Here is a 21,059-nt window from a genome sequence, read left to right as displayed (position 1 = left end):
GGAAGACCGATGAACGTCGAATTCTTCGTCATCTCACTGCTCAACGGCGTCAGCTACGGCCTGCTGTTGTTCATGCTGAGCTCTGGCCTTACGCTGATCTTCAGCATGATGGGTGTGCTCAACTTTGCACACGCCAGCTTCTACATGCTGGGCGCCTATTTCGCCTACACCCTGTCAGGCATCGTCGGCTTCTGGCCCGCGCTCTTTCTCTCGCCGCTGCTGGTGGGTGCATTGGGCGCGGCCTTCGAACGCTACAGCCTGCGCCGGGTCCACAAGTTCGGCCACGTGCCCGAGCTGCTGGTGACCTTCGGTCTTTCGTACCTCATCCTCGAGCTGGTCCAGCTGGTCTGGGGCCGCTCCACGGTGCCCTACGGCCTGCCCGAGGCGCTGCAGGGGCCGCTGTTCTCGCTGTACGGCACGCAGTTCCCCAAGTCGCGCTCGTTCATCATGCTGGTGGCGATGTTGATGCTGGTGTCCGTGTGGCTGCTGCTCACGCGCACGCGCATCGGCCTGGTGATCCAGGCGGCGCTGAAGCACCCCGACATGGTCGAGGCGCTGGGCCACAACGTGCCGCGCGTGTTCATGCTGGTGTTCGGCGGCGGCGCCGCGCTCGCGGGCCTGGCGGGCGTGATCGGCGGCAACACCTATGTCACCGAACCGGCCATGGCCGGCTCGGTCGGCACCATCATCTTCGTGGTGGTGGTGGTCGGCGGCATGGGCTCGCTGGCGGGCGCCTTCCTGGCGTCGCTGCTGATCGGCATCATCCAGACCTTCGCCGTTGCGCTGGACCACTCGCTGGCCACCGCGCTGCAGGCGCTGGGCGTGGCCGTGAGCGACCAGACCTTCGGCTACGAGCTGCTCAAGCTCACCATCTCGCAGGTCGCACCGATCCTGCCGTACCTGTTCCTCGTGCTGATCCTCATCTTCCGCCCGAAGGGTCTTCTGGGCACCCGGGAGGACTGACACCATGACCACCGCAACCACCACTTCACCGACGACCCCGACGCGGTACTACCGCTTCAAGCCCTGGAACATCGGGCGCTACCTGGTCTGGGCGCTGTTCGCCCTGGTGCTGATCATCTCGCCGATGCTGTTCAAGAGCAGCCTGGCGCTGACGATGCTCTCGCAGATGGGCTACCTGATCATCATCTGCCTGAGCTACAACATCCTGCTGGGGCAGGGCGGCATGCTGAGCTTCGGCCATGCCGTCTACACCGGCCTGGGCTCGTTCATCGCCATCCACGCGATGAACATGGCGACCAAGGGCGGCCCGACCATTCCGCTGGTGCTCATTCCGCTCGTCGGCGGTCTGGCGGGGATGTTCTTCGCCATCCTGCTGGGCTTCGTGACCACCAAGAAGTCGGGCACCACCTTCGCCATGATCACCATGGGCATCGGCGAGCTCGTGGCCTCGATGGCGCTGATGTTCCCCAGCTTCTTCGGCGGCGAGGGCGGCATCACCACCGACCGCGTGTACGGCCCGAGCTTTTTCGGCTTCACCTTCGGTCCGCAGATCCAGGTGTACTACCTGATCGCCGCGTACTGCTTCGTGTGCACCGCCCTGATGTATGCCTTCACCGGCACGCCGCTGGGCCGCATGCTGAACGCGGTGCGCGACAACCCGGAGCGCGTGGAGTTCATCGGCTACAACACGCAGCGCGTGCGCTACTTCGCGTTCATCATCGCGGGCTTCTTCGCCGGCATCGGCGGCGGCCTGGCCTCGATCAACTTCGAGATCGTGAACGCGGCCGACAGCCTGAACGCCATCCGCTCGGGCGGCTACCTGCTGTTCACCTTCCTGGGTGGCGCGGTGTTCTTCTTCGGCCCGATCATCGGCGCGGTGCTGCTGGTGTTCGCCTCGATCCTGCTGTCCGAACTGTCGAAGGCCTGGCAGCTGTACTTCGGCCTGGTGTTCGTGTTCATGGTGATGTTCGCCCCCGGCGGCATCGCCAGCCTGGTCATGATGAACCTGCGCGTGGCCAAGTTCGGCAAGTTCAACCGCTTCTGGGGCCTGTATGCCGCGCTCGCTGTGGCCCTGGTGCCGGTGGTGGTCGGCGCTGCCGCGCTGATCGAGATGATCTATCACATCCAGCTCAACGCGGCGATGGGCCCGGATCTGAAGTTCTTCGGCACCATGCTGAACACGGCGGGCGTGACCAGCTGGCTGGGCGCCATCGCGATCCTGGCCGTCGGCCTGGGCCTGCTCGAGGTGGCACGGCGCCGCTTCGTGCGGGTCTGGGGCCAGGCGCAGGAAGAGATCGAAGCAGAAATCAAACGTCGGGAGGCGGCGTAAATGAGCGCGCAATACGCATTGGAACTGAAGGCGCTGCGCAAGAATTTCGGCAAGACCGAAATCATCCGCGGCGTGGACCTGGCGGTGAAGGCCGGCGAACGCATCGCCGTGATCGGGCCGAACGGCGCGGGCAAGTCGACGCTGTTCAACCTGATCAGCGGGCGGCTCACGCCCACCAGCGGCGAGGTGCTGCTCAACGGCCAGCGCATCGACGGCAAGAAGCCTTACGAAATCAACCGCCTGGGGCTGTCGCGCAGCTTCCAGATCACCAACATCTTCCCGAAGCTCAGCGTCTTCGAGAACCTGCGCTGCGGCGTGCTGTGGAGCCTGGGCTACAAATACACGTTCCTGCGCTTTCTCTCGAACCTGGACGACGCCAACGCGCGCACCGAAGAGCTCATCAAGCAGATCGGCCTGGAGCGCAAGCGCGACGTGCATGCGGTGAACCTCACCTATGCCGAACAGCGCGCGCTCGAGATCGGCGTGACCATCGCTGGCGGCGCCGGCGTGATCCTGCTGGACGAGCCCACGGCCGGCATGAGCAAGACCGAGACCTCGCACTTCATCTCGCTCATCAAGCACGTCACCGTCGGCAAGACGCTGTTGACGGTGGAGCACGACATGGGCGTGGTCTTCGGGCTGGCCGACAAGATCGCCGTGGTGGTCTACGGCGAAGTCATCGCCTTCGACACGCCGGCTGCCGTGCGCGCCAATGCACGCGTGCAGGAGGCGTATCTGGGTTCGTCGGTTGCCGACGCGCAAGGGGCGGGACACTGACATGCTGAAGCTTCACGACATCCACGCCTACTACGGCAAGAGCCATGTGCTGCATGGCGTTTCCTTCGACGTCCGCCCGGGCGAAATCGTGGCCCTGCTGGGTCGCAACGGCTCGGGCCGTTCGACCACCGCCAAGGCCATCATGGGCCTGGTGCATGCCGAAGGCACGCTGCAGTGGAAGGGCAGCGACATCCTGCGTCGCAAGGCCTACGAGATCGCGCACATGGGCATCGGCTACGTGCCCGAGAACCGCGACATCTTTCCCAAGCTCACGGTGCACCAGAACCTGCTCTTGGGGCAGAAGGGCTCGGGCAAGGGCAGCCGCTGGTCGTTCGACGACATGTACGGCATGTTCCCGCGCCTGAAGGAGCGCCAGCACACCGAGGCCGGCGTGCTCTCGGGCGGCGAGCAGCAGATGCTCACGCTGTGCCGCACGCTCATGGGCGACCCCGACCTGATCATCATCGACGAGCCCACCGAAGGCCTCGCGCCCAAGATCGTCGAGCTGGTGGGGCAGTACCTGCGCACGCTGAAGGACAAGGGCATCTCGGTGCTTCTCATCGAGCAGAAGCTCACCATCGCGATGCAGATTTCCGACCGCGCGCTCGTCATGGGCCACGGCAGCATCGTGTTCGACGGCACGCCCGACAGCCTGCGCGCCGACGGCACCACCCGCAGGGAGTGGCTGGAGGTTTAAGCAAACCCCCAGGCTTCGCGCACTTCGTGTCGCGCGCGCCTTCCCCCTTGCAGGGGGCAACACCTGCGGCCCGGCAAAGCCGGTTCCGCGGTGTTCCTGGAAAGTCCGGCTCTCTCTTGAGGCCCTTGTCCCGACAGCGACTGCGTGCCATTGTTCGGCCACGCAAAACGCCTAGAATCTTCGAAAAAGAACACTCGTGCTTTTTCTTCTTTTTCTTCACACACCAAGGAACGCAGCATGACGGCTGAATACAAAGTGCTCGGCGATGTCGCCGTGATCACCCTGACCAACCCGCCGGTCAACGGTCTCGGCTTCTCGACACGCATCGGCATCACCGACGGCCTGTCCAAGGCCAATGCCGACAGCGCCGTCAAGGCGATCGTCATCACCGGCGCCGGCAAGGCGTTCTCGGGCGGTGCGGACATCAAGGAATTCGGCACGCCCAAGGCGCTGCAAGAACCCAACCTGCTGAGCGTGATCCTCTCGCTCGAAGCCTCGCCCAAGCCCATCGTCGCAGCCATCCACTCCGTGTGCATGGGCGGCGGCCTCGAGCTGGCCCTGGGCTGCCACTACCGCGTGGCCGCACCGGGCACCAGCGTGGCACTGCCTGAAGTCAAGCTCGGCCTGCTGCCGGGCGCCGGTGGCACGCAGCGCCTGCCGCGCGTGATCGGCGTGGAAACCGCCCTGAACATGATCGTCAGCGGCGAGCCGGTCAAGAGCGAACTGCTCGCGAGCCTGCCGGGCCAGAAGCTGTTCGACAAGCTGGCCGCCTCGGCCGAGTCGGTGTTCGACGAAGCCGTCGAGTTCGCCAAGTCGGTCGCTGCCAAGGGCGGCGAGCTGCCGCTGGTGCGCAACCTGCCGTGCAAGCACCCGCAAGGCGATGCCTACTTCCAGTTCGCCAAGAACATGGTCGGCGGCATGTCGAAGAACTACCCCGCGCCGCTGAAGTGCGTCGACGCCGTGCAAGCCGCGACCAAGATGAAGTTCGACGACGGCATGGCCGAAGAGCGGCGCCTGTTCACCGCGCTGATGTTCACGCCCGAATCGCTGGCCCTGCGCCACCTGTTCATGGCCGAGCGCGCCGCGAGCAAGATTCCCGACGTGCCCGAAGACACGCCCAAGCGCGACATCAAGGCCGTGGGCGTCATCGGCGCCGGCACCATGGGCGGCGGCATCTCGATGAACTTCCTGAACGCGGGCATCCCCGTCAAGATCCTCGAGATGAAGCAAGAGGCGCTCGACCGCGGCATTGCCACCATCAAGAAGAACTACGAAGCCCAGGTCAAGAAGGGCAAGCTCAAGCAGGACAAGTACGAGCAGCGCATGGCGCTCCTGAGCACCACGCTGAGCTACGACGACCTGAAGGACGCCGACCTCATCATCGAAGCCGTGTTCGAAGAAATCGGCGTCAAGGAAAAGGTCTTCAAGGAACTCGACCGCGTCGCCAAGAAGGGCGCCATCCTGGCCTCGAACACCTCGACGCTCGACGTCGACAAGATCGCCTCGTTCACCGACCGTCCGCAGGACGTGGTCGGCATGCACTTCTTCAGCCCCGCCAACGTGATGAAGCTGCTCGAAGTGGTGCGCGGCAAGGCCACGTCCAAGGACGTGCTGGCCACCGTGATGGCCATCGGCAAGAAGATCAAGAAGACCTCGGTCGTGTCGGGCGTGTGCGACGGCTTCATCGGCAACCGCATGATCGAGCAGTACAGCCGCCAGGCCGGCTTCCTGCTGGACGAAGGCGCCACGCCGCAGCAGGTCGACAAGGCCATCGAGAAGTTCGGCTTCGCCATGGGCCCGTTCCGCATGGGCGACCTGGCCGGCAACGACATCGGCTGGGCCATCCGCAAGCGCCGCGCCGTCGAGCGCGCCGACATGAAGTACAGCCGCACGGCCGACAAGCTGTGCGAACTGGGCCGCTTCGGCCAGAAGACCGGGGCAGGGTGGTACGACTACCAGGCCGGCAAGCGCGACGCCATTCCGTCGGAGCTCGTCAACAAGATGATCGAGGACCACCGCAAGGAACTGGGCATCACGCCGCGCAAGATCACCGACACGGAAATCGTGCAGCGCCTGGTGTTCGCCCTCGTCAACGAAGGCGCGCACATCCTGGAAGACGGCATTGCCTCCAAGTCGGGCGACATCGACATGGTGTACCTGACCGGCTACGGCTTCCCGATCTACCGCGGTGGCCCGATGCACTACGCCTCGCAGGTCGGCCTGTACAACGTGGCCGAGACGATGAAGCGCTTTGCGCAGAACCCGCGCGACGACGCCGAGTTCTGGCAGCCCGCACCGCTGATCCAGAAGCTGGTGGCCGAAGGCAAGTCCTTCAGCTGAGACGACTGAACCCAGGATCAAGACCGCCCATGTTGAAACGCATCTTCCTCGGGCTGCTGCTGGTGCTCCTGGCACTCGTGGCGGCCGTGGCGGTCAAGACCTGGACCACGCCATCGCAGCAACTCGCGGTGGCGCCCGCACCCAAGCTGGACATCGACCTGCAGGCAGCCGCCAAACGGCTGTCCACGGCGATCACGTTCCGCACGGTGTCGAGCATGGACGACTCGGCTGCCAACGCGGCCGAGTTCGACAAGCTCCACGCTTACCTCGAACAGCAGTACCCCAAGGTCCACGCCACCCTGAAGAAGGAAGTCGTGGGCAACAAGGCACTGCTCTACACATGGGCCGGCACCGACCCGTCCGCCAAGCCCATCGCGCTGATGGCGCACCAGGACATGGTGCCCATCGCCCCCGGTACTGAAAAAGCCTGGACGGTGGACCCCTTCGCCGGCGAGATCAAGGACGGTTTCGTCTGGGGCCGCGGCACGCTCGACAACAAGAGCAATCTTTTCGCGCAGATGGAAGCCATCGAGCTGCTCATCGGCGCCGGCTTCAAGCCGAAGCAGACCGTCTACCTGGTGATGGGCGACGACGAAGAGGTGAGCGGCCTGCGCGGCGCGCTGCCCATCGCCGAACTGCTCAAGTCGCGCAACGTGCGCCTCGATTGGGTGCTCGACGAAGGCCTGCTGGTGCTCGACGGCGTGCTGCCCGGTCTCTCGAAGCCTGCAGCGCTCATCGGCCTGGCCGAAAAGGGCTATGGCACGTTCTTCCTGTCGCTCGACACCGCCCCCGGCCATTCGTCGATGCCGCCGCAACACAGCGCCATCGGCAGCATGAGCGCAGCGCTCGCCCGGCTCGAAGCCAACCCGATGCCCGGCGGCATCCAAGGCGTGGCCGGCCAGATGTTCGGTGCGCTCGCGCCCGAAATGAGCGGCGTCAACCGCGTGATGCTGTCCAACCTGTGGCTCACCGAGTCGCTGGTGCGCGGCCAGCTCGAGAAGAGCCCGAGCAGCAACGCCATGCTGCGCACGACCACGGCGCTGACCATCGTGCGCGCCGGCAACAAGGACAACGTGCTGCCCGGCCGCGCCGAGGCCGCCGTCAACTTCCGCATCCTGCCGGGCGACAGCATCGCGAGCGTCGAGGCGCACCTGCGCAAGACGCTGGCCAACGACGACATCAAGATCAAGCAGTACCCCGGCAACTCGGAGCCGTCGCCCGTGTCGCCCACCGACAGCACCGGCTACCGCGCGATCCAGCAGGCGGTGCGCCAGAGCTTCCCCGATGCAGTGGTGGCACCCGGCCTCATGACCGCCGCCACCGATTCGCGCCACTTCAGCCTCGTGAGCGACGCTGTCTTCCGCTTCTCGCCGTTCCGCGTGAAGAGCGAGGACCTGGCGCGCTTCCATGGCAACAACGAACGCCTGGCCATCTCGAACTACGGCGAGATGATCGGCTTCTATCACCAGCTCCTGCGCAACACCCACGCGGCCGCGCCGGCGCAATGACGACCCCGTCTTTTCCCTCTTTTCCCTTCCATCTTCAAAGGACCTCACCATGACCAGCGCCGTCATCGTTTCCACCGCCCGCACGCCGCTCGCGAAGAGCTGGAAGGGTGCCTTCAACATGACCCACGGCGCCACGCTGGGCGGCCATGCCGTGCAGCACGCGGTGCAGCGCGCCGGCATCGACCCGGCTTCGGTCGACGACGTCATCATGGGGTGCGCCACGCCAGAAGGCGCCACCGGTTCCAACATCGCGCGCCAGATCGCCCTGCGCGCCGGCCTGCCGGTCACCACCTCGGGCATGACCATCAACCGTTTCTGCTCGTCGGGCCTGCAGACCATCGCCACCGCCGCCCAGCGCATCATCGCGGGCGAGGGCGACGTGTACGTGGCCGGCGGCGTCGAGAGCATCTCGTGCGTGCAGAACGAAGCCAATACGCACATGCTGGCCGACCCCTGGCTCGTGAAGCACAAGCCCGAGATCTACTGGAACATGCTGCAGACCGCCGAGCAGGTCGCCAAGCGCTACAACATCGGCCGCGACGCCATGGACGAGTACGGCGCACAGAGCCAGCAGCGCGCCACCGCCGCGCTCGAAGCCGGCCTCTTCAAGGCTGAAATCGCCCCCATCACCGTGCTGGCTGGCGTGGCCGACCCCGTGATGGGCCTGCGCACCAAGGAAGTCACGATCGAGAACGACGAAGGCATCCGCCCCGGCACCACCAAGGAAGGCATCAGCGGCATCCGCTCGGCCATGCCCGGTGGCCTGATCTCGGCCGGCAACGCCAGCCAGTTCTCGGACGGCGGCGGCGCCTGCGTGGTGGTCGACGAGAAGTACGCCCAGCAGAAGGGCCTGAAGCCCCTGGGCCGCTTCCTCGGCTTCGCCGTGGCCGGCTGCGAGCCCGACGAAATGGGCATCGGCCCGGTCTTCGCCATTCCCAAGGTGCTCAAGCGCCTGGGCCTCACGGTCAACGACATCGACCTGTGGGAGCTGAACGAAGCCTTCGCCGTGCAGGTCATCTACTGCCGCGACAAGCTGGGCATTCCGGGCGACCGCCTGAACGTCAACGGCGGCGCCATCGCCGTGGGCCACCCCTACGGCGTGAGCGGCCAGCGCCTCACGGGCCACGCGCTCATCGAAGGCAAGCGCCGCGGCGCCAAGAAGGTCGTGGTCACGATGTGCATCGGCGGCGGCATGGGCGCTGCGGGCGTGTTCGAGGTCCTGTAACCATGTCCGGCTTGGGCAATGACCAGGAGGTCTCGCCCGAAGCCGTCCTGGCCTACGGCCGCAGCGTGCTGGCTGCGCAGCCCTTCAGCGTGCTGATCGGCGCCGAGCTGCATGCGCTCGCGCCGGGCCATGCAGAGCTCCAGCTGCCGCTCGGCGCGCAGCTGAAGCAGCAGCACGGTTTCGCCCATGGCGGGATCGTGAGCTACATGGCCGACAACGCGCTGACCTTTGCCGGCGGCAGTGCCTTGCGCGTGCCGGTCGTGACCTCCGAATTCAAGATCAACTACGTGCGGCCCGCCATCGGCCAGCGGCTGATTGCGCGCGCCCGGGCCGTGTACACCGGCAGCTCGCAGGCCGTGTGCACCTGCGAGGTGGTGGCGGTGGCCGACGACGGCACCGAGAAGCTCTGCGCGCTGGCGCAGGGCACCATCGCCAAGCTGCCCGATTCCCCGAAGAAGACTTCGTCGCCCGCGAAGTCGTAGCCTGAAGAAGACATCACCATGAGCCTGCGTCCCACCCTCGACTTTCTGCTCTACGACTGGCTCGACGCCGAGAAGCTCAACCAGAGCGAGCGTTTTGCCGACCACTCGCGCGAGACCTTCGACGCCGTGCTCGACACCTGCGAGCGCATCGCGCGCGAAAAGTACGCGCCGTTCAACCGCACCGTCGACATGCAGGAGCCGCATTTCGACGGCGAGAAAGTCATCCTGCCGCAGGCCACGCACGACGCGCACAAGGCCTTCGTCGAGTCCGGCATGCTGAGCGCCGCGCAAGACTACGATATCGGCGGCATGCAGCTGCCCTACACGGTGCAGGCCGCGGCCAACAGCTTCTTCGCGATGGCCTCGGTGAGCATCGGCTCGAACATGCTCACCAGCGGCAACGCCAACCTGCTCATGGCGCACGGCACCGAGAAGCAGAAAGAGGTGTTCGCCAAGAATGAATTTTCGGGTCGCTGGGCGGGCACCATGTGCCTGTCGGAGCCGCAGGCCGGTTCGTCGCTGAGCGACGTGGCCACGCGCGCCGTGCCCGATGGCGCCGACTTCCAGGACGACCCGCTGGGCCCGCGCTATCGGCTCACGGGCAACAAGATGTGGATCTCGGCGGGCGACCATGAGCTGACCGAGAACATCGTGCACATCGTGCTGGCCAAGATTCCCGACGAGAACGGCAAGCTCATTCCGGGCACGCGCGGCATTTCGCTGTTCATCGTGCCCAAGCGCATGGTGGACACCCAGGGCGAACTCACCGGTGAGCGCAACGACGTGGCACTGGCCGGCCTGAACCACAAGCTCGGCTGGCGCGGCACCACCAACACGCTGCTGAACTTCGGCGAGGGCAAGTACCCGGTCGGCGGCAAGGCCGGCGCGGTGGGCTACCTGGTCGGTGCGCCCGGCAAGGGCCTGCACTGCATGTTCCACATGATGAACGAGGCCCGCATCGGCGTCGGCACCGCCGCCACCATGCTCGGCATGGCCGGCTACTACGCCTCGCTCGAGTACGCCAAGAGCCGCCCGCAGGGCCGGCTGGTGAAGAAGCCCGAAGCCGCCGGCGCCGCCGTGGCCAAGGACTCGGCCGCGCCGCAGGTGCGCATCATCGAGCACGCCGACGTGCGCCGCATGCTGCTCGCCCAGAAGGCGTACTGCGAGGGCGCGCTGGCGCTGGAGCTGTACTGCGCCCGCCTGGTCGACACGCAGAAGACCGGCGACGCCGCGCAGGCCGACAACGCCCGCCTGCTGCTGGAGGTGCTCACGCCCATCGCCAAGAGCTGGCCCAGCGAGTGGTGCCTGGAGGCCAATTCGCTGGCCATTCAGGTGCACGGCGGCTACGGCTACACGCGCGACTTCCCGGTGGAGCAGTACTGGCGCGACAACCGCCTGAACATGATCCACGAGGGCACGCACGGCATCCAGGCGGCCGACCTGCTGGGCCGCAAGGTGCTGATGGAAAAGGGCCGTGGCCTGCAGCTGCTGGCCGGCCGCGTCACCGAGACCATCGGCCGTGCCGCCAAGGTGCCCGCGCTGGCGCCGCACGCCAAGGCGCTGGGCGCCGCGCTGCAGCGCATCGGCAGCGCCACGGAGGCCGCCTGGTCCACCGGCGACCCGGCCGACGCGCTGGCCAACGCCGTGCCCTACATGCAGGCCTTCGGCCACACGGTGCTGGCCTGGATCTGGCTCGACGTGGCGCTGCGGGCCCTGGAAATCGACGCACAGAAGGCGAGGGCGGTAACAGCTGGCAAGATCGGCGCCACGGACTATTTCTTCCACTACGAGCTGCCGAAAATCGGTGCCTGGCTCCAGGTGGTCGAAACCCGTGACCCGACCTGTACCGCTTTGCCCGAGGACGCTTTCTGACAATGGCCAACGCCGCCCCGAATTCACCCCCGCCCGCCGCCCAACCGCCGAAACCACCCAAGCCGCATGCGCGGCTCGAGAAGTGGATCTGGATCCTGATCTACGGCGGCCTGTTCCTCGTGATCCTGGGCATCGCCACGGGCCGCACCGAGCCCACGCTGGGCTGGTCGATGGCCGTGCCCGGCGTCGTGGTCGCTGCGGTGGGCGTCGTGCTCATCTACGTGCGTTCGCGGCTCAAGTAAGAACAAGGCAAGGACCGACCATGCTCAAGCACATCGTGATGTGGAAGTTCAAGGAGCACGCCGAGGGCGCCGACAAGGCGACCAACCTGCTCAAGGCCAAGGCGCTGCTCGATGCCTGCGCGACGCTCTCGCCTGGCACGCACCGTTTCGAGGTGGTCATTGCCCAGCCCGGGCTCGAGGCCACCTACGACCTGATCCTGAACTCGGAGTTCACCGACGCCGCCGCGCTGGCGGCCTATGCGGACCATCCGCAGCACGTGGCACTGAAGCCCTTCATCGGCGCCGTGCGAGAAGCCCGCCAGTGCATGGACTATGAGCTCTGAACCCCACGCGCCCGACGCCACGGCCTCACCGGCCGAGCGGAGGGCGTTCGGCCGTGCGCAGCGCCAGCGCTGTGCGCTCGGCCAGTGGGCGCAGGTGCCCCGGCCCGACGCGGCCGACCGCGATCCGCTCGGCTGGCTGAAGGCGTCCAACCGCGGCCGCGTGCCCGAGCTGGTGCCGGTGCGCCACGGCCGCATGCTGGCCAGCCCCTTCACGTTCTACCGCGGCGCCGCCAGCCTGATGGCGAACGACCTCGCCAGGCTGCCGCACAGCGGCATCGCGACGCAGCTGTGCGGCGATGCGCACCTCGCGAACTTCGGTTTCTTTGCCAGCCCCGAGCGCGCGCTGGTCTTCGACATCAACGATTTCGACGAAACCCTGCAAGGGCCCTTCGACTGGGACGTGCGCCGGCTGGCCACCTCGTTCGTGGTGGCCGCGCGCGACCGGGGTTTCAAGCCGCGCATCGGGCGCGAGGCCGTGCAGCAGCTGGCCGAGGCCTACCGCGACCGCATGCGGGCCTTCGCGCGCATGGACACGCTGGAGGCCTGGTACGCGCGGCTCACCTCGCAAACCCTGCTGAAGCTCGGCGCCGAAGACGCGACCGAGCTCGCGGTCATCAAGAAGGCGCGCCGCAGCACCTCGCGCGTGTTCGCCGACAGCGCAACCGAGACGGTCGACGGCCGCCTCATGATCCGCGACCAGCCGCCGTTCGTGTACCACGACGCCCGCGCGACGGCGCGTGAAATCAAGCGCTTTCGCGCCGGGCTGCCGGCCTTCCTGGCGCAGTACCGCGCCAGCCTGCCGCCCGAGCGCCAGCGGCTGTTCGACCGCTACGAACTGCATGACGTCGCGGTGCTCACGCCCGGCGTCGGCTCGGTCGGCCGACGCTGCTTCCTGCTGCTGCTCGTGGCCGACCGCGCGCACCCGCTGTTCCTGCAGTGCAAGGAGGCCGGCGATTCGGTGCTCGAAGCCCCGCTGGGCGCGGCACCAGGCGCAGCGTCGCCGGGCCAGCGCGTGGTGCAGGGCCAGCGGCTGGCCCAGGCCGCCAGCGACGTCTTCCTGGGCTGGGCCCAGGGACCGGGCGGGCGCGGCTTCTACGTGCGGCAGCTGCGCGACATGAAGGCCTCCTACAAGCTCGAGGACTTCAAGCCGGTCGACCTGCTCGAGTTCGCCGAGGCCTGCGGCTACAGCCTGGCCCGCGCGCATGCCAAGGGCGGCGACGCCTGGGCCATCGACGGCTACCTGGGGCGCTCCAGGAGCTTCAACACGGCGCTCGCCGATTTCGCCGAAGGCTATGCCGACGTGAACGAGGCCGACTGGCGCCGGCTGAAAAAAGCCGTGGCCGCCGGCAAGGCCGCCGCCGTCGAGGCCGACGACACCGCGTCCTGACGGCCCGAAGCCACCGCCTTCACAGCCAACGCAACCCTCTTCTTTCATCATCCACACCGGAGACACCGACATGACGAAGCCCCGCACCACCCAACAGCTGTTCGACCTCACGGGTCAGACGGCGCTCATCACCGGCGGCTCGCGCGGCCTGGGCCTGCAGATGGCCCATGCCCTGGGAGAAGCCGGCGCGAAGATCATGCTGAGCTCGCGCAAGGCCGACGACCTGGAACAGGCCGCCGCCGAGCTGCAGGCCGCCGGCATCGACGCGCGCTGGATCGCCGCCGACTGCTCCAAGGAAGAAGACACCCGCCGCCTGGCCGACGAGACCCTGCAGCGCATGGGCGGCGTCGACATCCTCATCAACAACGCCGGCGCCAGCTGGGGTTCGCCGGCCGAGAGCCACCCCGTCGAGGCCTGGGACAAGGTGATGAACCTCAACGTGCGCGGCTACTTCATCCTGGCGCAGCAGGTTGCCAACGGCTACATGATCCCCAAGAAGCGCGGGCGCATCATCAACATCGCCTCGATCGCGGGCCTGAACGGCAACCCGCCCGGCATGCAGACGCTGGCCTACAACACCTCGAAGACCGCGGTGATCGGCTTCACGAAGACGCTGGCCGCTGAATGGGGCAAGTACAACATCAACGTGAACGCGATCTGCCCGGGCTTCTTCATGACGAAGATGGCGGCCGGCCTGATCAAGACCCTGGGCGAAGAGCACATGGCCGCCTCGGCGCCGCTGGGCCGCCTGGGCGACGACGAAGACCTGAAGGGCCTGACGCTGCTGTACGCGAGCGATGCCGGCAAGCACATCACCGGCCAGTGGGTCGCGGTCGATGGGGGCGTGAGCGTGGTGCTGGGTGCGGCCTGACATGTCCGATTCGCCTGAAAAGTCCAGCGACATCAACATCCGCTCGTACACGAGCCAGATTCCGTTCGCGCGCCACCTCGGCTTCGAGCTCACGAAGTTCGAGGACGGCCAGTCCGAGATCATCTACACCGCCAAGCCAGAGCATCTGAACACCTTCGACGTGACGCACGGCGGCGCCTGCATGACGCTGCTCGACATCGCCATGGCGGCCGCCGCGCGCAGCGTGGCGCCCGAGACCGGCGTGGTCACCATCGAGATGAAGACCAGCTTCATGCAACCGTCGGTCGGCCCGCTGCACGCGCGCGGCACGCTGCTGCATCGCACCGCGACGCTGGCTTTCACCGAAGCCAAGATCTACGACGAGCAGGAGCGCGTGTGCGCCCATGCCACCGGCACCTTCAAGTACGTGAAGCGCCGGCTGCCGACCGGCCCCGCGAGCGCGAACGCGATGCGTCCGCCATCCACCGACTGACATCCCATTCCCCCGGAGACTTTCATGCCCACCAACAAGCAGATCCACCTCGACAACCGCCCCGAGGGCGAAGCCACGGCCAGCAACTTCAAGCTGGTGACTGTCGAGACGCCCGCGCTCGCCGACAACCAGGTGCTGGTGCGTCACCACTTCATGAGCCTCGACCCGTACATGCGTGGGCGCATGAACGACGCGAAGAGCTACGCGCAGCCGCAACCCGTGGGCCAGGTGTTCCAGGGCGGCACGGTCGGCGAGGTGGTCGAGAGCAAGCACCCCAAGTTCGCCGTGGGTGACAAGGTCGTCGGCTTCGGCGGCTGGCAGGAATACAGCGTGGTCGATGCCTCGCAGCCCGGCGCGCTGAAGAAGGTCGACACCACGCACGTGCCGCTGTCGCACTACCTCGGCGCCGTCGGCATGCCCGGCGTGACGGCCTGGTATGGCCTCGTGAAGATCATCGCGCCCAAGGCAGGTGAAACCGTCGTCATCACCGCCGCCAGCGGCGCGGTGGGCAGCGCCTTCGGCGCGCTGGCCAAGGCGCGCGGCTGCCGCGTGGTCGGCATCGCGGGCGGCCCCGACAAGTGCAAGTACGTGACCGACGAACTCGGCTTCGACGCCTGCATCGACTACCGCCAGCACCCCGACGTGAAGACCATGAGCGCCGCGCTCAAGGAAGCCTGCCCGAACGGCATCGACGGCTACTTCGAGAACGTCGGCGGCTACATCTTCGACGCCGTGCTGCTGCGCACCAACGCGTTCGCGCGCGTGGCACTGTGCGGAATGATCGCGGGCTACGACGGCCAGCCGCTGCCGCTGGCGAACCCGGCGCTGATCCTCATCAACCGCCTGAAGATCGAGGGCTTCATCGTCAGCGAGCACATGGAAGTGTGGCCCGAGGCGCTGACCGAACTCGGCACGCTGGTGGGCACGGGCAAGCTCAAGCCGCGCGAGTCGGTGGCGCAGGGCATCGAATCCGCCCCTGAAGCCTTCCTGGGTTTGCTCAAGGGCAAGAATTTCGGCAAGCAACTGGTCAAGCTGATCTGAGCCTGAGCTCGCCTCCAGGCTGCGCGCACTTCGTGTCGCTTCGCCAACCCCCTACCGGGGGCAACACCTGCGGCCCGGCAAAGCCGGTTCCGCGGTGTTCCTGGAATTGAATCGTCGGAGGTCCTGTATGAACAATGCTGGAACACACGAGGTCTTCAACCAGCCCACGCCGCTGGTCGACTACAACCTCTTCGACACCCACCGCCCCCTGCGCGATGCGTTGAAGTTCAACGCGCCCACGCTGCAGACCACGCAGCTGCAGGAGCTGGGCGCCACCCTCGGCTCGGCCGCCATGCAGACGCATGCGCGGCTGGCCAACATCCACACGCCCGAACTCCACACGCACGACCGCTTCGGCCGTCGCATCGACGAGGTGGAGTTCCATCCGAGCTACCACGCGCTGATGACTGCCGCGGTCGGCGCCGGCCTGCACGGCACGCCGTGGACCGGCACGTCGGCTTCGCCGCACGTGCTGCGCGCGGCGGGCTTCATGCTCTTCACCGAGCTGGAGCCGTCCATCCTGTGCCCGATCTCGATGACCTACGCCGTCACGCCCGCCTTGCGCGGCAACGCAGGCGTGCATGCCGAGTGGGGCCCGAAGCTCGCCAGCCTCTGGTACGACCCCGCGCTCAAGCCGCTGCACGACAAGCCCGGCGTGACCATGGGCATGGGCATGACCGAGAAGCAGGGCGGCTCCGACGTGCGGGCCAACACCACGCAGGCCGTGCGCGACGGCAGCGACGCCTGGGGCGAGCGCTACGCGATCACCGGCCACAAGTGGTTTTTCTCGGCGCCGATGTGCGATGCCTTCCTCATCCTCGCGCAGGCGCCGGCCGGGTTGTCGTGCTTCTTCCTGCCGCGCGTGCTGCCCGATGGCACGCGCAACGCCATCCACATCCAGCGGCTGAAGGACAAGCTCGGCAACAAGGCCAACGCCAGCTCCGAGGTCGAGTTCCACGGCGCCAGCGCCTGGCTGGTGGGCGAGGAGGGCCGCGGCATTCCGCAGATCCTCGAGATGGGCACGATGACGCGGCTCGACTGCTCGCTCGGCACCAGCGGCCTCATGCGCCAGGCGCTGGGCATCGCGCTGAACCACACGGCGCAGCGCCAGGCCTTCGGCAAGCCACTGGTCGAACAGCCGCTCATGAAGAACGTACTGGCCGACCTCGCGCTCGAAAGCGAAGCCGCCACCGCGCTGGCCATTCGCCTGGCCCGCGCCTTCGACCAGCAAGGCGACGAACACGAACGCCTGATGGCGCGCCTGCTCACGCCGGTCGCCAAGTTCTGGATCTGCAAGCGCGGCAGCCACTTCGCGCAGGAGGCCATGGAGTGCCTGGGCGGCAACGGCTACGTGGAAGAGGGCGGCGAGGGCATCCTCGCGCGCATCTACCGCGAGATGCCGCTCAACTCCATCTGGGAGGGCGCCGGCAACATCATGGCGCTCGACCTGCTGCGCGGCCTGCGCAAGGGCGACGCCGTGGCCGCGCTGGCGCACGAGCTGGCCCCCGCGCGCGGCCAGCAGGCCGCCCTCGACCGCCTGGCCGACGCCTTGCCCGCACGCATCGAGGCCATGGCCTCCGAGACCGAGGCACGCCGCCTCGCCCAAGACGTGGCGCTGGCCGTGCAGGCCGCCTTGCTGGTGCAGACCGCGCCCGCCGCCGTGGCCGATGCCTTCTGCGCTTCGCGCCTGGGCGGCGACTGGGGCCAGGCCTTCGGCACGCTGGGCGCGGGCACCGATTTCGATTCGATCATCCAGCGCGCGCAGCCGCGCTGAACCCCGACAGACAAGAACACCTCCACGAAAGACACCATGGCCGACCTCATCCTCCACCACTACACCACCTCGCCGTTCTCGGAGAAGGTGCGCCTGATCCTCGGCGCCAAGAAGCTGCCATGGAAGTCGGTCTTCATTCCGCAGATCATGCCCAAGCCCGACGTGGAAGTGCTCACCGGCGGCTACCGCAAGACGCCGTTCCTGCAGATCGGCGCCGACATGTACTGCGACAGCGCGCTCATCGCCGACGTGCTGGAGCACCTGCAGCCCGAGCCCACGCTCTATCCGCAGCCCGAAAAGGGCATGTCGCGCATCCTCGCGCAGTGGGCCGACACCTCGTTGTTCTGGGCCGCGATGGCCTGGAGCCTGCAGCCCAAGGGCGCGGCCGAGGTGTTCGCCAAGGCGCCGCCCGAAGCCATCAAGGCCTTCGGCGAAGACCGCGGCAAGATGAGCGCCGGCAACATGACGCGCCTGCGCCCGGCCGACGCCACCAGCGCCTACAAGTCGTACCTGCGCCGCCTGTCGGACATGCTCGACGACAAGCCCTTCCTGCTGGGCGAAGTGCCCAGCATTGCCGACTTCTCGGCCTACCACCCGCTCTGGTACACGCGCCGCATCGAGGCGGTGAAGGGCATCCTCGATCTGACGCCCGCGGTGCTCGACTGGATGGACCGCATGGCGGCCATCGGCCACGGCACTTCGTCGAAGTTCTCCAGCGACGAGGCCATCGCTGTTGCCAAGGCCGCCACGCCGCACACGCTGCTGACCGACAGCACCTTCCAGGACGACCACGGCATTGCACTGGGCAGTGCCGTCACCATCCGCGCCGAGAGCTTCGGCCTCGAGGAGACGGCGGGCACGCTGGTGGCCGCCACGCGTACCCACTACACGCTGGAGCGCAACAGCGAGCGCACGGGCAGGGTGCATGTGCACTTTCCGCGCATCGGCTACGTGTTGAAGAACGCAGAGGCCTGAAAACGTCCGATGTGAACGTGGGGCGGGGCACCTTCGTGACTGCGCCGGCGCGCGTTCCGTATTTCAATAGCGGCTTCAGCTTCAACGTCAGAGACAAGGACACCGGCAAATGATCCAGGACTTCAAGGGCAAGACCGCCGTACTCACCGGCGCAGGCTCGGGCTTCGGCCTCGAATGCGCGCGCATCGGCGCCGCCCGCGGCATGAACCTCGTGCTGGTCGACGTGCAGCAGGACGCACTCGACAAGGCCAAGGCCGAAATGGAAGCCCTGGGCGTCCAGGTGCTGGCGCGCAAGGTCGACGTGTCCGACGCGGCGCAGATGGAAGCGCTGGCCGCGGCCGTCAAGGAGCGCTTCGGTGCGCCGCACTTCGTGTTCAACAACGCCGGCGTGGGCGCCGGCGGCCTGGTGTGGGAAAACACCGTGGCCGACTGGGAATGGGTGCTGGGCGTCGACCTGTGGGGCGTGATCCACGGCGTGCGCCTGTTCACGCCGATGATGCTCGAGGCCGCAGCCAAGGACCCGAGCTACCGCGGCCACATCACCAACACCGCCAGCATGGCCGGCCTGCTCACGCCGCCCAACATGGGCATCTACAACGCGGCCAAGGCCGCCGTCGTGAGCCTGACCGAAACCATGTACCAGGACCTGAACCTGGTCACCGACCAGATCGGCGCCAGCCTGCTGTGCCCGTACTTCGTGCCCACCGGCATCACGAGCAGCGAGCGCAACCGCCCGAACGCACCGAAGGACACCGAGCTCACCAAGAGCCAGCTCATCGGTCAGGCCATGAGCAACAAGGCGGTGAGCAGCGGCAAGATCACGGCCGCCGAGGTGGCGCACAAGGTGTTCGAGGCCATCAGCGACAACCAGTTCTACGTGTTCAGCCACCCCAAGGCGCTGGGCAACGTGAAGAGCCGCATGGAGAACATCGTGTCGATCACCAACCCGGCCGACCCGTTCCTGGAGCGGCCCGAGATCGGGCAAAAGCTGCGCGAGCAACTCCGTTCCGCCTGATCTCTTCCTGAGGCGGCCCATCGCGGGCCGCCTTCAGCCGGCCTGCACCTTCGCCTGCAGGTCGCGCACCAGTTCCTCGATGCCCGCCAGCGCCTCGGCCATCGAACGCTCGAGCAGGTCGCCCCGGTCTTCCGCATGCTCGACCGCGATGTCGTGCACCTCGCGCAGCCCGACCAGGCCCAGCGCGGCCTTCACGCCCGGCACCAGGAAATTCAGATGCGCCTGCATGCCGCCGGGCCCGAAGCCGCTGCTGCCGTGCGCGGTGAGCAGCACCGTGCGGCGCGGGCGCTCGGCCAGCAGGGGCACATAGGGGTCGTCCAGGCTCGGGTCCATGTCGAAGGTCTCGCCGACCCGCACGATGTTGTCGATCCACGCCTTCACGGTGGCCGGGGCGCTGTAGTTGTACATGGGCGTGCCCATGACGATCACGTCGGCACGGCGCAGCTCGGCAATGAAGGTGTCGCTCTCGGCCAGCACCTCGTGCATCCAGGGCTCGCGCGCTTCGGCGGGCGTGTAGGCGCTGTGGATCCAGTCGCCGGTGACCGCTTGCGGCGGGGCGATGCCGAAGTCACGGTAGATCACCTCGTCGTGCGGGCGGGCCGCCTGCCAGGTGCTGACGAAGTAGTGGCTCAGGCGCCGCGAATGCGAGCCGTGGACGACGGCGCCCGAACGGCCGGAACGGGGGCTGGCATCGATGTGGAGCAGGGTGGTGGTCATGGCGTGGTCCTCGGTTGGATGAAGGGAATTCAGCTGTCTGCTTGACACGGTTCCCAATCTATCGAAGCATTCATGGCCGGACAAACGACGAATTTTTCTCGCTGCAGAAAATTCAATTCATCTATCAGCACGCCATGGCCCTCCTGCATTCCCTGCCTCCGCTGGCCTCGCTGCGCGCCTTCGAGGCCGCCGCGCGCCATTGCAGCGCCAAGCTCGCGGCGAACGAGCTGTCGGTCACTCCCACGGCCATCAGCCACCAGGTGCGACAGCTCGAAGAGTCGCTGGGCGTGGCGCTGTTCGTGCGCCAGCCGCGCCAGCTCGTGCTGACGCCGCAGGGCCGCGAGCTGCAGGCGGTGCTGAGCGATTCGTTCGCTGCCATGGCCCAGGCCGTGGCGCGCCTGCGGTCGCCGCCCGAGCGCAGCGCGATCACGCTGTCGACCACGCCCGCCGTCGCCGCGCGCTGGCTGCTGCCGCGCGTGGGGGCGCTGCGCGCGGCGCATCCCCGGCTCGACCTGCGCATCCACGCCTCGCACGACGCCGTGCCGCTGGACGGCCTCACCGCCGACGTCGCCATCCGCTACGGCAAGGGCCAGTGGCCGGGCCTCGTGGCCGAGAAGCTGTTCGACACCGTCTTCGCGCCGGCCTGCAGCCCCGCGCTCAAGCTGCGCCGCCCGGCCGACCTCGTGAAGCACACGCTGCTGCATTTCGCGGTGCCGAACAGCAAGACCCAGCCGGGCACCTGGGCCGCGTGGCAGCAGGTGGCCCAGGTGCCCGGCCTGGACGTGTCGGCCGGGCCCGTGTTCTCTGACGAAACCCACACCGTCTCGGCCGCGCTGCAGGGGCAGGGCGTGGCGCTGATGGGCCTGGCGCTCATCGCCGACGAGCTGCGCGCGGGCAACCTCGTGCAGCCCTTCGGGCCGGTGCTGCAGGGCTCGCCGTTCTACCTGGTGTGCCCGCAGGCGCGGCGCGACGATCCGAACGTGGCGGCGGTGTTCGAGTGGGTGAAGGGGTTGTCGCCGCTGGACGCAGCCGCCGCCGGGCGCTGACC

At 67.4% G+C, this 21,059-nt stretch carries 20 protein-coding genes; 19 read left to right on the top strand and 1 reads right to left on the bottom strand.

The window, feature by feature from the left end:
* Positions 1-9: 9 nt before the first annotated feature.
* The 18 genes from AC1RGU_RS10055 to AC1RGU_RS09970 all read left to right on the top strand — a co-directional run bounded on the left by AC1RGU_RS10055 (position 10) and on the right by AC1RGU_RS09970 (position 19,294).
* On the top strand, positions 10-963 hold the full coding sequence (locus AC1RGU_RS10055) for a branched-chain amino acid ABC transporter permease (protein WP_095745331.1): 954 nt from the start codon (positions 10-12) through the stop codon (positions 961-963).
* Positions 964-967: 4 nt separating this feature from the next.
* Positions 968-2,293: a branched-chain amino acid ABC transporter permease gene (locus tag AC1RGU_RS10050; protein ID WP_062471312.1), complete on the top strand. Its 1,326-nt coding sequence runs from the start codon at positions 968-970 to the stop codon at positions 2,291-2,293.
* Positions 2,294-3,070 carry an ABC transporter ATP-binding protein gene (locus AC1RGU_RS10045; protein ID WP_062471315.1) on the top strand — a complete coding sequence of 259 codons (777 nt, stop codon included), beginning with the start codon at positions 2,294-2,296 and terminating at the stop codon, positions 3,068-3,070.
* A gap of 1 nt (position 3,071) precedes the next feature.
* Complete coding sequence (locus AC1RGU_RS10040; RefSeq protein WP_492677068.1) at positions 3,072-3,767, top strand: ABC transporter ATP-binding protein; 696 nt, start codon at positions 3,072-3,074, stop codon at positions 3,765-3,767.
* 237 nt (positions 3,768-4,004) lie between these two features.
* Complete coding sequence (locus AC1RGU_RS10035) at positions 4,005-6,107, top strand: 3-hydroxyacyl-CoA dehydrogenase NAD-binding domain-containing protein (protein WP_492696294.1); 2,103 nt, start codon at positions 4,005-4,007, stop codon at positions 6,105-6,107.
* A gap of 29 nt (positions 6,108-6,136) precedes the next feature.
* The gene (locus tag AC1RGU_RS10030; protein WP_492696292.1) at positions 6,137-7,615 is read left to right on the top strand and encodes a M20 family peptidase; all 1,479 of its coding nucleotides are present in this window, start codon (positions 6,137-6,139) and stop codon (positions 7,613-7,615) included.
* Positions 7,616-7,664: 49 nt separating this feature from the next.
* Positions 7,665-8,840, top strand: coding sequence for an acetyl-CoA C-acyltransferase (locus AC1RGU_RS10025; protein ID WP_070060672.1), 1,176 nt, complete (start codon positions 7,665-7,667; stop codon positions 8,838-8,840).
* Positions 8,841-8,842: 2 nt separating this feature from the next.
* Positions 8,843-9,322, top strand: a complete 480-nt coding sequence (locus AC1RGU_RS10020; protein ID WP_492696290.1) for a PaaI family thioesterase — start codon at positions 8,843-8,845, stop codon at positions 9,320-9,322.
* 18 nt (positions 9,323-9,340) lie between these two features.
* Positions 9,341-11,194: an acyl-CoA dehydrogenase gene (locus AC1RGU_RS10015; protein WP_492696288.1), complete on the top strand. Its 1,854-nt coding sequence runs from the start codon at positions 9,341-9,343 to the stop codon at positions 11,192-11,194.
* Between the two features lie 2 nt (positions 11,195-11,196).
* Positions 11,197-11,436: a hypothetical protein gene (locus tag AC1RGU_RS10010; RefSeq protein WP_062471340.1), complete on the top strand. Its 240-nt coding sequence runs from the start codon at positions 11,197-11,199 to the stop codon at positions 11,434-11,436.
* A gap of 20 nt (positions 11,437-11,456) precedes the next feature.
* The gene (locus AC1RGU_RS10005) at positions 11,457-11,759 is read left to right on the top strand and encodes a Dabb family protein (RefSeq protein WP_062471343.1); all 303 of its coding nucleotides are present in this window, start codon (positions 11,457-11,459) and stop codon (positions 11,757-11,759) included.
* Complete coding sequence (locus AC1RGU_RS10000; protein WP_492696286.1) at positions 11,749-13,146, top strand: DUF2252 domain-containing protein; 1,398 nt, start codon at positions 11,749-11,751, stop codon at positions 13,144-13,146. The genes AC1RGU_RS10005 and AC1RGU_RS10000 overlap by 11 nt, the downstream gene beginning before the upstream one ends.
* A gap of 70 nt (positions 13,147-13,216) precedes the next feature.
* Positions 13,217-14,017, top strand: a complete 801-nt coding sequence (locus AC1RGU_RS09995; protein WP_095745325.1) for an SDR family oxidoreductase — start codon at positions 13,217-13,219, stop codon at positions 14,015-14,017.
* Position 14,018: 1 nt separating this feature from the next.
* Positions 14,019-14,489, top strand: coding sequence for a PaaI family thioesterase (locus AC1RGU_RS09990; protein ID WP_082817985.1), 471 nt, complete (start codon positions 14,019-14,021; stop codon positions 14,487-14,489).
* A 24-nt stretch (positions 14,490-14,513) separates the two neighbouring features.
* Positions 14,514-15,530 (top strand): NADP-dependent oxidoreductase, encoded by a 1,017-nt coding sequence (locus AC1RGU_RS09985; protein WP_492696284.1) that lies wholly within the window; start codon positions 14,514-14,516, stop codon positions 15,528-15,530.
* Between the two features lie 127 nt (positions 15,531-15,657).
* On the top strand, positions 15,658-17,304 hold the full coding sequence (locus AC1RGU_RS09980) for an isovaleryl-CoA dehydrogenase (RefSeq protein ID WP_492696282.1): 1,647 nt from the start codon (positions 15,658-15,660) through the stop codon (positions 17,302-17,304).
* A 36-nt stretch (positions 17,305-17,340) separates the two neighbouring features.
* Positions 17,341-18,279, top strand: a complete 939-nt coding sequence (locus AC1RGU_RS09975) for a glutathione S-transferase family protein (RefSeq protein ID WP_492696280.1) — start codon at positions 17,341-17,343, stop codon at positions 18,277-18,279.
* A gap of 109 nt (positions 18,280-18,388) precedes the next feature.
* Positions 18,389-19,294, top strand: coding sequence for an SDR family oxidoreductase (locus AC1RGU_RS09970; RefSeq protein WP_062471360.1), 906 nt, complete (start codon positions 18,389-18,391; stop codon positions 19,292-19,294).
* 33 nt (positions 19,295-19,327) lie between these two features.
* Here the strand turns inward: AC1RGU_RS09970 and AC1RGU_RS09965 are convergent, their stop codons facing one another.
* Positions 19,328-20,011: an FMN-dependent NADH-azoreductase gene (locus tag AC1RGU_RS09965; protein WP_492696278.1), complete on the bottom strand. Its 684-nt coding sequence runs from the start codon at positions 20,009-20,011 to the stop codon at positions 19,328-19,330.
* A gap of 134 nt (positions 20,012-20,145) precedes the next feature.
* Here AC1RGU_RS09965 and AC1RGU_RS09960 point away from each other — a divergent pair, with 134 nt between their 5' ends.
* The gene (locus tag AC1RGU_RS09960) at positions 20,146-21,057 is read left to right on the top strand and encodes a LysR substrate-binding domain-containing protein (protein ID WP_492696276.1); all 912 of its coding nucleotides are present in this window, start codon (positions 20,146-20,148) and stop codon (positions 21,055-21,057) included.
* Positions 21,058-21,059 lie beyond the last annotated feature (2 nt).

The sequence above is a fragment of the Variovorax sp. GW823-FHT02B07 genome (genome assembly GCF_058797695.1).
Note: the sequence above shows the minus strand (reverse complement) of the source record. Positions and strands in the feature narration are given on the sequence as shown.

Excerpts from the sequence above, each read along its gene's own strand:
- AC1RGU_RS10015 (WP_492696288.1), top strand. The coding sequence starts at position 9,341 with ATGAGCCTGCGTCCCACCCTCGACTTTCTGCTCTACGACTGGCTCGAC.
- AC1RGU_RS09995 (WP_095745325.1), top strand. The coding sequence starts at position 13,217 with ATGACGAAGCCCCGCACCACCCAACAGCTGTTCGACCTCACGGGTCAG.
- AC1RGU_RS10030 (WP_492696292.1), top strand. The coding sequence starts at position 6,137 with ATGTTGAAACGCATCTTCCTCGGGCTGCTGCTGGTGCTCCTGGCACTC.
- AC1RGU_RS10000 (WP_492696286.1), top strand. The coding sequence starts at position 11,749 with ATGAGCTCTGAACCCCACGCGCCCGACGCCACGGCCTCACCGGCCGAG.
- AC1RGU_RS10040 (WP_492677068.1), top strand. The coding sequence starts at position 3,072 with ATGCTGAAGCTTCACGACATCCACGCCTACTACGGCAAGAGCCATGTG.
- AC1RGU_RS10010 (WP_062471340.1), top strand. The coding sequence starts at position 11,197 with ATGGCCAACGCCGCCCCGAATTCACCCCCGCCCGCCGCCCAACCGCCG.
- AC1RGU_RS09980 (WP_492696282.1), top strand. The coding sequence starts at position 15,658 with ATGAACAATGCTGGAACACACGAGGTCTTCAACCAGCCCACGCCGCTG.
- AC1RGU_RS09990 (WP_082817985.1), top strand. The coding sequence starts at position 14,019 with ATGTCCGATTCGCCTGAAAAGTCCAGCGACATCAACATCCGCTCGTAC.
- AC1RGU_RS09965 (WP_492696278.1), bottom strand. The coding sequence starts at position 20,011 with ATGACCACCACCCTGCTCCACATCGATGCCAGCCCCCGTTCCGGCCGT.
- AC1RGU_RS10025 (WP_070060672.1), top strand. The coding sequence starts at position 7,665 with ATGACCAGCGCCGTCATCGTTTCCACCGCCCGCACGCCGCTCGCGAAG.
- AC1RGU_RS10045 (WP_062471315.1), top strand. The coding sequence starts at position 2,294 with ATGAGCGCGCAATACGCATTGGAACTGAAGGCGCTGCGCAAGAATTTC.
- AC1RGU_RS09960 (WP_492696276.1), top strand. The coding sequence starts at position 20,146 with ATGGCCCTCCTGCATTCCCTGCCTCCGCTGGCCTCGCTGCGCGCCTTC.
- AC1RGU_RS10050 (WP_062471312.1), top strand. The coding sequence starts at position 968 with ATGACCACCGCAACCACCACTTCACCGACGACCCCGACGCGGTACTAC.
- AC1RGU_RS10055 (WP_095745331.1), top strand. The coding sequence starts at position 10 with ATGAACGTCGAATTCTTCGTCATCTCACTGCTCAACGGCGTCAGCTAC.
- AC1RGU_RS10035 (WP_492696294.1), top strand. The coding sequence starts at position 4,005 with ATGACGGCTGAATACAAAGTGCTCGGCGATGTCGCCGTGATCACCCTG.
- AC1RGU_RS10020 (WP_492696290.1), top strand. The coding sequence starts at position 8,843 with ATGTCCGGCTTGGGCAATGACCAGGAGGTCTCGCCCGAAGCCGTCCTG.
- AC1RGU_RS10005 (WP_062471343.1), top strand. The coding sequence starts at position 11,457 with ATGCTCAAGCACATCGTGATGTGGAAGTTCAAGGAGCACGCCGAGGGC.
- AC1RGU_RS09975 (WP_492696280.1), top strand. The coding sequence starts at position 17,341 with ATGGCCGACCTCATCCTCCACCACTACACCACCTCGCCGTTCTCGGAG.
- AC1RGU_RS09970 (WP_062471360.1), top strand. The coding sequence starts at position 18,389 with ATGATCCAGGACTTCAAGGGCAAGACCGCCGTACTCACCGGCGCAGGC.
- AC1RGU_RS09985 (WP_492696284.1), top strand. The coding sequence starts at position 14,514 with ATGCCCACCAACAAGCAGATCCACCTCGACAACCGCCCCGAGGGCGAA.